The sequence below is a fragment of the Pseudomonadota bacterium genome, assembly GCA_010028905.1.
Classification (GTDB): Bacteria; Vulcanimicrobiota; Xenobia; order RGZZ01; family RGZZ01; genus RGZZ01.
The window spans coordinates 1-11,040 of the sequence record RGZZ01000133.1; the positions used below are offsets into that span (position 1 = coordinate 1).

Consider the following 11,040-nt stretch of genomic DNA (forward strand, 5'->3'; position numbering starts at 1 on the left):
GGCCGACGGGAGGCAGGACCTCGTATCTCACCGTTCCGGACATCAGGCTGCCGACCTCGAGGCCGATCTTAGACTGCTTCTCCGTGCCCTGCATGCACACGTCGCCCTGCAGGCCCACAGGCGTGCCACCGATCTCTCCCACCAGCACCGTGGAGTTGCCCGCGTAGATATCGCCCCGCACCAGCGAGCCGCCCGTGATGCAGACGGGGGACTTCACGCTGTAGGCCGCGTAGGGCCAGGCGCGGCAGATCACCGATTCGAAGTGCCGCACGTCGAGCAGGTGGTCTCGGTCGGTTCCGATCCCGGTGTTGACGACGAGGCTGAGGCTGTAGGGGGGCACCGAGGCGCGGGAGGTGCCCTGGTCGGCATAGCTCTGGCGGGACTCGCCGCTGGCCAGGTTGTCGACAGAGAAGTATCCTGAGCCATCGAACTCGACCCACGCCTGCATGGTGCCGTTGAGCACGTGCTGCGTCGTGTCCGGGAAGACGGGGAGGGCCTGGAAGCGCTGGCGCACAGCGTCGGCCCCATACGCCATGTCCGGGTATCCGCCGAGCTGCCAGGGGTTCTGCGTCCACACCCGCTGGTCGAGCTCGTAGCAGACCTGCGCCGTCACGGCGCGCGACAGGGCGTCTGCCCGCGCCTGGTTCAGCGTCTGGGTGGCCAGGTTCAGCGAGAAGCTCGACAGGGCGGCCATGGCAAAGCCCACCGTCAGAACGACGCTCGCCACCAGGAGCACCAGCGCCAGGCTGAAGCCTCTCGACCTGCTGCGCACCCCGCACCTCCTATGTGTGTACCTGTTCGACAGCCTCCCGTCGAATTCCACCTCTGGCCGAACGCGTCGAGGGGCTTCTCGGCTCATCGCGCCGACGCGTTCGCCGGGTCGGCGGCAAGCCCGGTGTTGACGGCCGTGAAGAGACGGCAGTCCTCTTCGAGGTCGTGCACGTGCACGTTCACGGTCACGGGGTTCGTTCGCACCGGGTCGAGCACGCTCCCGGTGCCTCCGAAGCGTGCGGCCAGGGGGTCGAGGGTGGCCTCCGCCTTGAATCCGCGAACCCCGCGAGAGAGGGGGCGGTCACGATCTGCGTCGGGGCGGAAGCTCTCGAGCCGATAGACGAGGCAGCCCGACTCGTCGAACGCCAGCGGACGCGTGCCGATGTAGAGGACCTGGCGCGGACCGTCGAGATAGAGCACCTCGTAGCACTGCCAGATCACGCTGCCGTCGCTGCGCTGCGCAATACGGCCCGAAGCATCGACGGCGCTCAGGAACGACAGCGAGGTGGCGTCTTCCGTGAGGCCCGTGTCCGGGTCTACAATCGTGTCCGGCGAGGTCCAGATCGACTCGACGCACGAGGCGCGAAGGTCGTGCGCCACGCGGTTGACCACGGCCAGGGCGCTCTGGCGAACGTGCGAGCGCTTGTTCGAGAGCGCCCACGACCGAAGCCCCGGGATCATGAGCTCATAGGTCGCGGTCAGCATGAGCATGCCGATGGCGCTGGCCACCACGAGCTCGGCCAGGCTCATGCCCCTGGGCGAGCGCTGGAGGGGCGGCATGTGAGCGAGACGCCCGTCACGGGTGGTAGACACGGGTACGCAGCACCACCGGGACGGCCTGGGTGTTCCATGAGACCTTCACCACCACGTCGTAGAGCCGTGGGGGCTTCACGTCGTCAACGCCGTAGATGGCCCGCTCGACGCGATAGGTGGTCTGGTTGATGGTCACCTCGCGATCGACGTTCATGTTCAGGTCGCTGGGGATGAAGGCGACGCTCTCGGCGTCGGTGAGCATCTCGATGGCATACAGCGTCGCCGCTTGAATGCTCTCGGAACGCTTGAGGCTGTTGGCATTCATGGGGATGAGCCCCACGATGAGGATGAGGGCTGTGGCCACCAGCACGAGGGAGACCACGATCTCCATGAGCGAGAAGCCGCGTCTGCGGCGCGTGAGCGGGGAAGGTTGTGCGCTGGCTCGCATCTGCTGGTGGTGCTCTCTCGGCTCTGGCGACGGTTGCGCGCCCGCCGCGACTGGCTTGCGCTTCGGTTTCAGGCTGCGGTGCAGGCGATCCTGCCGAGGCCGCTCGCGTCTGCACGAACGCCGCTCCTGACGCTTCGCGCAGGGCGTCTGTCTGCGGCTCGAGCGACGGAATAGGTCGAATGGACGAGGCGGAAATAGTTCCCTTGTGACGTCACGAACCAGTGAACCCCTTGTCTACCCGACCGAGGCGAACGCGAAGAGAGGGAGATACCCTCCACGCCCGCCCCAAGAACGTTGGGAGGACAACACGAAATGGGCACACATCTCTCGATTCGGCAGAAGCTCGGGCAGGCCGTCACCGCGGCCCTCATCGTCGGCTCGCTGGTAGGATGCGGCGGGGGCGGCAGCGTTGCCGGGCAGGCAGAGAACGGCGCGGCGACGGCAGTCACCGCGAGCAGCGGCGATACCACGGCGGTCGCCACGGGGAGCGACGCCGCTGGAATCACCGTGTCCGCTCGGGGAATGGCGTCGAAGGAGAGCGGCACGGCCACCCCTTCGCCGACGCCCAGGCCGGCGGCCTCCCCCGTCGCGTCGGCGCTGAGCATCACCGCAACGGGCTGCACCTGCACCGTGAACGGTGTGGCCGTGACCGCGGCGGCGGCCGGCGCGACGGTGGCGGTAACCGCGAACACACCGCCTTCGGGACAGGTGTTCAGCGGCTGGTCGGGGAGCGCCCCTCTCGTGTCGACCTCTGGGCTCAGCACCACCTTCGTGATGCCCCAGGGGGCTGTCACCGTGACCGCGCAGTTCGGCGCCCAGGCCACCATCGCGCAGCCCGTGGCGTCGCACCCGCGCCTCTGGATCACCCAGGCCGATCTGCCGAAGCTGCGGGGATGGGCCGCGGCTTCGAACTCGACCTACCAGCAGGGCATCGCGCCCCTGGTGAACGGGGCCATCAACGTCTACAACACCCAGTACTTCCCTGGCGGCGTGCAGAACGCCACCTGGCCGGATCCGGGCGACACCCAGGGCTACACGGGCCCGCAGACCGAGCAGTACGCGCTGCTGTTCGCCTTCCAGTCGCTCATCGATCCCAACCCCACGAACGCGGCGCAGCACGCCCAGCGCGCTCGCAACCTGCTGATGGTGGCGATGAACGAGGCGGCGAAGGGCGTGGCCGCGGGCCAGCCGTTCCGCGACCCGAAGTTCGTCACGTTCAACCGCGGCAACGCCTCGGCCAGCTTCTTCCCCCTGGTGGTCGACTGGATCTACAATGCCACCGACGCCAATGGCAAGCGCATCCTCACCTCGCAAGACCTGACCACCATCCGCAAGGTGTTCCTCACCTGGTCGAACCAGTGCCTCAACGCCAACACCACGAACGGCGACCACCCCTCGCCCGTGGGCACCACGACGCAGGCGCTGCTGCTGCCCAACGGCAAGGCGCTGCGCACGGCGGCGAACAACTACTATCTCGGCCACGCCCGCCTGCTCACGATGATGGCGCTCTGCATCGACCCCGCCGACGACCCGGCCGTTGACCCGCGCATCTCGAACGCTGTGCTGGGCAACACGCTGCGCAGCTACATCAAGAACGCCACGGGGGCGTGGCTCCTGCAGGAGTACGCGATGTTCGGCGACCGCGCCGACGTGATCAGCCGCCTGGGCCTGCCGGCCGCTGCCGACGTGGGTCTCGCCAGCGGCGGCACGGCGGCCGAGGGGAGCATGTACGGCCACTCCATCGGGTTCCTGTTCGGTCAGCTGCTGGCGCTCAAGACCGCGGGCTACGACGACCCCGCCCTCAGCGGTCCGCAGGCGGCGCTGGTGAACAACCCCATCTTCTTCGACCGCTACATCCGCGCCACCGCGGCAAGCCTCGTGCCCGTCGCCCAGGTGCCCACGGGCGGTAATTCCTACCTCGGCCCCATCTTCAGCTGGTACACCTACGGCGACATCCTGCGCACCTGGCTGACCCCGGAGTTCAGCCCCAACTTCGCCCTGCTCGGCCTGCTCGACCAGAAGAACGGGGTCTCCACCCGTCTCAATGCCGAGCGCTGGTTCGTGAACAGCGCCATCGAGGGCGGCGCGGGCAAGGCGCTCACCCGCGTGAGCAACCCCTGGGCATACGGGGTCGACAGCGCCATCCTCACCTTCCTGCTGATGGACCCCAATGCCGCCGCGGCCACCGACCCTCGCGCGAGTCTCGGCACCGCCCACTACGACGCCGGCCAGGGCCGCCTGTACGAGCACACCAGCTACAGCGCCACCTCTTCGATGGTTGCCTTCTCGAACAGCTGGAGCAGCATCGACCATCAGCAGGCCGACGCCAACCGCGTCGACTTCCACCGCAACGGCGAGTGGCTCACCCGCGGCATCGCCAACTACGACACCCAGTGGGTGGGTCAGGCCACCGACTACCAGAACACCGTCTCCATCCACAACTGGTGCCAGGCGGGCAAGCCCACGACGCTGAGCTGGTTCGAGGGGACCTTCTGGACGATGGGCTCGCAGTGGCTCGAGGGCTACAGCGCGGGCGACCCCACAACCACCTGCGACGTGCAGGGCGCCTACACCTACGTCAACGGCGACGCCACCAACCTCTACAACCGTCCCGCGCAGTGGAGCGCCGCCAGCGCCGCCCTCGACGTGCAGAACGCCAGCCGCTCGCTGCTCTGGATCAAGCCCGATCGCCTCGTGATCTTCGACCGCGCCAAGACCCTGCACACGGGTCTCGACAAGCACCTCAGCCTCGGAATGATTGCAACGCCTGCCCTCACCCAGGGTGCGGGTGGCGCAATGGCCACCGAGGTGACCCCCCAGGGCCAGCGCCTCTACGTGCAGTCGCTGCTCCCCGCCGGCGCCACGATGAAGACCAGCGCCATCGCCATCAGCGCCAGCGCGGTGGCCGCACTCGAGCCCGCCAAGGGGCGCCTCGTGGTGCAGGACACGGCGGGCGCCGCCGACACCTGCTTCCTCACCGTCCTCGAGGGCGCCGACGCCACCAAGACTGCGCCGGACAGCGCGGTGCTGGTGAAGAGCACCGCGGGCACGGCCTTCGATGGCGCGGTGCTCAACGGCCAGAACGCGGTGATGTTCGTGCACGACGCGAAGGCCACGTTCAGCAGCACCACCTACACCGTGCCTGGCTCGGTGACCACCCACTACCTCTGCGGCCTCACCCCCGCGGCGGGCTACACCGTGACCAGAACCGTGACCGCGGGCGGCGTGCAGGTGACCATCACGCCCGGCGGCACGGTGACCGCCGACGCGGGCGGCGTGCTGGTCTTCTGAGAGGGCAGCGGCCTCTCTCTGACGGCAACCTCCAGGCGCACGGCCCGAGCGGGCCGTGCGCCTGCGTCATGCCGGAAGGGTCCCTCGGGCCCGCGTGCCCTCGGCTCGCTTCGCGACTGGAGGAGTTCCCGCACACGGTGGCCAATCCTGGGCCGAGCTTTGCCGAGGCATCTGTCGTGGTGGAGCGCATTCACCACGACGGTCGCCGTGCCGTCATCTGAGGCTCTTCTCCATGTCGCAGCGACGTGCCCTGATCACGGGCATCACCGGTTTTGTCGGCAGCCACCTTGCCGAGCTCCTCCTCGCCGAGCACCCCGACGTGCAGATCTACGGCACCGCGCGCTGGCGCAGCCGTCTCGAGAACATGGCCCACATCGCCGATCGCGTGACCATCATTGAGTGCGATCTCGTCGATGCCGCGTCGGTGCGCGCCATGATCGCGCAGGTGCGACCGGACATCGTCTTCCATCTCGCGGCGCAGAGCTTTGTTCCTACCTCGTGGCACGCGCCAGTCGACACGCTCACCACCAACCTCATGTCGCAGCTGAACCTCTTCGAGGCCATCCGGAGCAGCGGTCTCGATCCGGTGATACAGATCGCGGGCTCGAGCGAGGAGTACGGCAAGGTGCTCCCCGATGAGGTGCCCATCACCGAGAGCAACCCTCTCCGTCCGCTGAGCCCCTACGCGGTGAGCAAGGTGGGGCAGGACATGATGGCCTGGCAGTACTTCCACTGCCACGGGCTGCGCACCATTCGCACCCGCGCCTTCAACCACACCGGCCCGCGCCGGGGCGAGGTGTTCGTCGAGAGCAACTTTGCCCGCCAGGTGGCCGAGATCGAGGCCGGCCTCGTACCGCCCGTTCTGCGGGTGGGCAATCTCGACGCCAAGCGCGACTACACCGACGTGCGCGACATCGTGCGCGCCTACTGGCTGGCGGTGACGAAGGCAGAGCCCGGCGAGGTCTACAACATCGCTAGCGGCACGACGATTCCCGTGCGCACGGTGCTCGACATGCTGCTGGCCGAGTCGCGGGTTCCCATCACGGTCGAGCTCGATCCCGCGCGGCTGCGGCCGTCCGACGTGGAGATACTGCTGGGCGACAACGGCAAGTTCTGCCGCAAGACCGGCTGGGCCCCCCGCATCCCGTTCGAGCAGACCCTGGCCGACCTGCTCGCCTACTGGCGCGCGCGCGTTGCCGCCGAAGCCTCACTGGTCACGGAGAAGCAACCTCGATGAAAGTACTGATCACCGGCATCACCGGACTCATGGGCGGGCTGCTGGCCCGCCATCTGCTCGACGAGCACCCCGGATACGAGGTCGTTGGCACCCATCGCTGGCGCAGCCGCATGCACGCGGTGGAGGGCATCAAGCGCAGGCTCGATCTGCGCGAGTGCGACGTGCGCGACGCGAGCAGCGTGCGACGGCTCGTGGCGGCCGTCAAGCCAGACCGCATCTTCCACCTGGCCGCTCAGAGCAGCGTGCAGGCATCGCAGCACGCGCCCGCTGACACCCTGGCCACCAACGTGGTGGGGCTGGTGAACCTGCTCGAGGCGGTGCGCGAGCATCACCCCGCCGCGCGGATTCTCGTCCCTGGGTCGTCTGAGGAGTATGGCCTCCAGGAAGACAGCGCGCAGGCGGTCGTGGAGACCAGCCCGCTGCGACCGCTGAGCCCCTACGGCGTCAGCAAGGTCACGCAAGACATGCTGGGGCTGCAGTACCACGAGAGCTACAAGCTCCACATCGTGCGCACGCGCGCATTCAACCACACGGCCCCGGGTCGTGAAGACGTGTTCGTCGAGAGCAGCTTCGCCCGTCAGATTGCCGAGATCGAGGCCGGCCTGCGCGAGCCGGTGGTGCGCGTGGGCAATCTCGAGGTGGTGCGCGATTACAGCGACGCCCGTGACGTGGCCAGGGCCTACGCGCTGGCGCTCGAGAGGTGCGTGTCCGGCGAGGTCTACAACATCTGCTCGGAGCGGGGCGTTCGCATCGGAGAGATGCTCGACATGCTTGCGTCGATGTCGACCGCGCGCATCGAGGTGGTTCGCGACCCCGAACGGGTGCGCGAGCGCGAGGCCCCGGTTCTCGTGGGCAGCGCCGCCCGCTTCCGCGCGACCACGGGCTGGGCGCCCACCATTCCGCTCGAGCAGACCCTGCGCGAGATACTCGAGTACTGGCGGGGGCAGGTCCGCGCTGACCAACGCGCGCTTCAGGCGACTCCGAGCACGGGAGGCGAGCGATGAACGCGTGTGATACATCGAGCGAGCCTCGCCTGACCTCGCTCTCCCACGGTGGCGGGTGCGGCTGCAAGATCGCACCCGGGGTGCTCTCGGAGATCCTCCGCGGAACGTCGGCCCTGCCCATCCCGGAGGCGCTCATGGTGGGCATCGAGACCTCTGATGACGCCGCTGTCTATCGCCTCAACGACGAGCAGGCGCTCATCGCCACCACCGACTTCTTCATGCCCATCGTCGATGATCCGCACGATTTCGGCCGCATCGCCGCAACCAACGCCATCAGCGACGTGTACGCCATGGGCGGGCGGCCCATCTTGGCGGCTCTCCACCGCCACCATCGGTCGGGTGCTCGAGGGGGGGGCCTCGGTGTGCCGCGCCGCGGGAATTCCCATTGCCGGCGGGCACACCATCGACTCGGTCGAGGCCATCTACGGCCTCGTGGCCCTGGGTCTGGTGCACCCCAGTCGGGTTCGTCGCAACTCCGATGCCCGCGCGGGTGACGTGCTCGTGCTCGGGAAGCCCATCGGGGTCGGCGTGATGAGCGCCGCGCTCAAGAAGGAGGAGCTGGGCGAGGGCGGCTACGCGCAGATGATCGCCACCACCACGAAGCTCAACACCCCGGGTCCGGATCTCGCCGAGATTTCCGGTGTGCACGCCATGACCGATGTCACGGGGTTCGGCCTGGCGGGCCATGCGCTCGAGCTGGCGCGTGGCTCGGGCTGCGACGTGCGCATCGACTGGTCGAAGGTTCCCCTGCTCGACGGGGTGCGCGATCTTGCGGCCCGCGGATTCGTCACGGGCGCGTCTGGACGGAACCAGGCGGGGTACGGCGCCGATGTGAGCCTCCCGGAAGCGTTCGCGCCAGAAGACCTGGCGCTGCTCACCGACCCCCAGACGAGCGGCGGCCTTCTCGTGAGCTGCGCGCCCGATCAGGCAGGCGAGGTGCTCGCGGTGTTTGCGCGCCACGGCTTCGAGCGTGCCGCCGTCGTGGGCGAGGTGGTGGGGCCGACCGAGCGGCCGCGACTCGTGGTGGCCTGATCAGGCCGAAGTGGCGGTGTTTGATGCGCAGATCGGAGAGGAGCACCTCGAGCTCTGCCTCGAGCGTGGTCAGCACGGCGCTCGCGGCTTCCTCATGCCGTGAGTGAACGAGGCGCCGCAGCGCTTCGATCAGATCGCTGAACGAGCGGGTGCTGAAGACCGCGCAGGTGGCGAGCACGCCGCTCGAGACGCTGTTGAACGCCTCCACATCGTGCGCGGCGATGGCGGCGCGAAGACGCTCGATGAGCTCGGGGGCGCGAGCGACGAACCCCAGCGCCAGGCTGGCCAGCACCTCGCAGCTGCCTCCCACGTTGGCAAGGGCGGTGCGCATGCTCACCACCTTCAGACCCGCGCCGTGCGCAGGTTCTGGGGGAAGCGCGGGCCCCGCGCGCGCCAGGCGCTGCACCTCTTCGAGGAGGGTCTTGGCCTGGAGCGGTTTGGTGAGGAAGCCGTCCATGCCGGCCTCGAGGCAGCGCAGGCGGTCCTTGCGACTCGACAGCGCGGTGAGGGCGATGACCGGAACCCGACGTCCGCTGCCGCGCTCACGGGCGCGGATCTTCGACGTGATCTCGGGACCGCTGGCGCCAGGGAGATCGACGTCCATGATCACCACGTGCACCTCGCGCCCTTGCAGAAAGGTGAGCGCCTCGTCGCCAGACGTGGCCTCGAATGTTCGGTGGCCGCTCCACTGCAGGATTCGCACCACGATCTCCCGGTTCGACGCATCGTCTTCGACCACAAGGACATCGAGGGGGCCGCGTGAGGACTCGCCCGTGCTCGCGTTGACCGGCTGGAGAGCGCTCTCTTCGGCCGTGGCGCCTTCGGCGGGTGCGTCGAGCGCGTCGATGCGCTTCCACATCTCATTGGCCGAGCCGTGCACCAGCTCGATCAGCTGACGCTGCTCGGCCGCCAGCTCCATCGACAGCAGCATTCCGCTGCATCCTACAATCGTGGTGAGGGGGGTGCGCAGATCGCGTCCGAGGCGCGCGTGGGGGGTGAGCTTGCGATCGTCGTCCATTGCCGGGTGGAGTTCGCCGTTGAAGCGATTGTTTTCCTGTGACCTTCAGGGGAGCGGGAGCGGAGTGGGGGTGTCGGTCTTGTCTTGCCCTAGACCGCACGGGGCGAGGTCGTGACCAGAGAGTGTTGAGGCTGTCAGACAGGACGGGTTCGCTGTGCAACGAAGTCGTCCGACCGCCCACGAATCACACGAAAGATATCGACCGTGTCGCCCACATTGCATCAAAGGCGCTCTTCCCGCGGATTCACGCTGATCGAGATCATGATTGCCATTGCCATCGTCGCCATTCTCATGGCCGTGCTGCTGCCCAACTACGTGCGCGCCAAGTCGCGCAGCCGGCTCACCACCTGCGAATCGGGCATGCGCAACATGGCCACGGCCCTCGAGCTGTATGCGCGCAACAACTCCGATCTGTATCCTACAAGCCTGGGGCTGCTGGCACCGAACTACATGGCCGCCATCCCCTCGTGCCCGTCGGCCGGGAACAATCTGCCCTACCTCAACGGCTTTTCGAGCAGCACGACGAACTACACCATGTCGTGCAGTGGTTCGAGCCATCAAGACATCGGCGTTCCCAGCGGCTACCCACAGTACTATCTTGTCGGCGGTCTCAAGGAGCAGTAGCGCACCGCTGCTCAACGAACCCCCTGGCGCAGAGAGGTATACATGCAGCCCATCGGTCCGGTCAGTCGCGAGACCGGCGGAAACTCCTCGCTTCACGAAGCGGTGGTGCGCTTCGGCGCGGCCCAGGAGACCCGCGAGCAGCAGCGGTCCGAGCGTGCGGCCGACGATCGCGACGCCACGGCGACCATCGACGAGGCGTTCATCGACGTTTCCGACGCAAGCGCGCCTGAGGCTCCGTCCGGCGCTCGTGGAGAGGCCCCGTCCCCCCAGGGCGCGCGCAGCGCCGACGGACGCGCGAAGGCCGAAGGGGCCACCCTCGGAGGGCGCGGTGCTGCTGAAGAAGGGCTCGACGAGCAGCAGAGCCAGGCCATCGCACAGCACGCCGCCGAGCAGCAGGGCAAGCGTGAGAACGTGCGTCTCGACGGCGATCGCGCGCAGCGGTCGACGCGTGAGATGATGGGGCGCGTCGGAGCAGCGGAGGCGTCGACGGAGGCATCGTCGTCGGGCGCTTCCGCCTCGTCGAGCACGCCTGCGCCCTCTGGCAGAGAATCGGCGGGAGGCGGCAACAAGGCCGAAGCCTCCGCGCACAGCGCACCACATTCGCACGGCGCGCCCGTGTCTTCCGGTGGGGGGCACCCGACATCAGGCGCCTCGCACGCAGGCTCGCCTCGGGTCGGGGGAGATGTTCTCGCCGCGGCGGTGGGGAGTGGCCTGGCCCCCACTGAAGAGGTGACGCCCGGCAGCGCCCAGTCGCGTGACCGCGACGATGACAACGCCCAGGACGTGGAGAGCAGCCGCGAGGGCATTAGCGCGCGGGGAGACGACGTGCGCAAGCAGGTGGCGCGAGAGCGTCCGCTCGATG

The 11,040-nt window shown here is 68.2% G+C and carries 9 protein-coding genes and 1 pseudogene; 6 read left to right on the forward strand and 4 right to left on the reverse strand.

The window, feature by feature from the left end:
* The 3 genes from EB084_11120 to EB084_11130 all read right to left on the reverse strand — a co-directional run.
* Positions 1-772 (reverse strand): hypothetical protein (locus tag EB084_11120; protein NDD28805.1); only part of this gene is annotated, 772 nt, incomplete at its 3' end.
* 83 nt (positions 773-855) lie between these two features.
* Positions 856-1,521 (reverse strand): hypothetical protein, encoded by a 666-nt coding sequence (locus EB084_11125; protein NDD28806.1) that lies wholly within the window; start codon positions 1,519-1,521, stop codon positions 856-858.
* Positions 1,522-1,567: 46 nt separating this feature from the next.
* A complete protein-coding gene (locus tag EB084_11130; GenBank protein NDD28807.1) occupies positions 1,568-1,972 on the reverse strand; it encodes a hypothetical protein in 405 nt (134 codons plus the stop codon).
* 312 nt (positions 1,973-2,284) lie between these two features.
* On the opposite strand from EB084_11130, the gene EB084_11135 reads away from it, so the two are divergent.
* The 4 genes and pseudogenes from EB084_11135 (at position 2,285) to selD (ending at position 8,536) form a co-directional block, all read left to right on the forward strand.
* Positions 2,285-5,263 carry a hypothetical protein gene (locus tag EB084_11135; protein NDD28808.1) on the forward strand — a complete coding sequence of 993 codons (2,979 nt, stop codon included), beginning with the start codon at positions 2,285-2,287 and terminating at the stop codon, positions 5,261-5,263.
* Positions 5,264-5,495: 232 nt separating this feature from the next.
* Positions 5,496-6,500: an SDR family oxidoreductase gene (locus tag EB084_11140; protein ID NDD28809.1), complete on the forward strand. Its 1,005-nt coding sequence runs from the start codon at positions 5,496-5,498 to the stop codon at positions 6,498-6,500.
* Entirely contained in the window at positions 6,497-7,504 is a 1,008-nt protein-coding gene (locus EB084_11145) for an SDR family oxidoreductase (protein ID NDD28810.1), read from the forward strand. Before EB084_11140 ends, EB084_11145 begins: the two co-directional genes overlap by 4 nt.
* Positions 7,501-8,536, forward strand: a pseudogene (gene selD, locus EB084_11150) (selenide, water dikinase SelD). Before EB084_11145 ends, selD begins: the two are co-directional and overlap by 4 nt.
* On the opposite strand, the gene EB084_11155 reads toward selD, so the two are convergent.
* Positions 8,379-9,554: a response regulator gene (locus EB084_11155; protein ID NDD28811.1), complete on the reverse strand. Its 1,176-nt coding sequence runs from the start codon at positions 9,552-9,554 to the stop codon at positions 8,379-8,381. The pseudogene selD and the gene EB084_11155 overlap by 158 nt on opposite strands.
* 183 nt (positions 9,555-9,737) lie before the next feature.
* On the opposite strand from EB084_11155, the gene EB084_11160 reads away from it, so the two are divergent.
* Complete coding sequence (locus EB084_11160) at positions 9,738-10,178, forward strand: prepilin-type N-terminal cleavage/methylation domain-containing protein (protein ID NDD28812.1); 441 nt, start codon at positions 9,738-9,740, stop codon at positions 10,176-10,178.
* 42 nt (positions 10,179-10,220) lie between these two features.
* Positions 10,221-11,040, forward strand: an 820-nt coding sequence (locus EB084_11165) for a hypothetical protein (GenBank protein ID NDD28813.1), incomplete at its 3' end; no start/stop codon positions are given.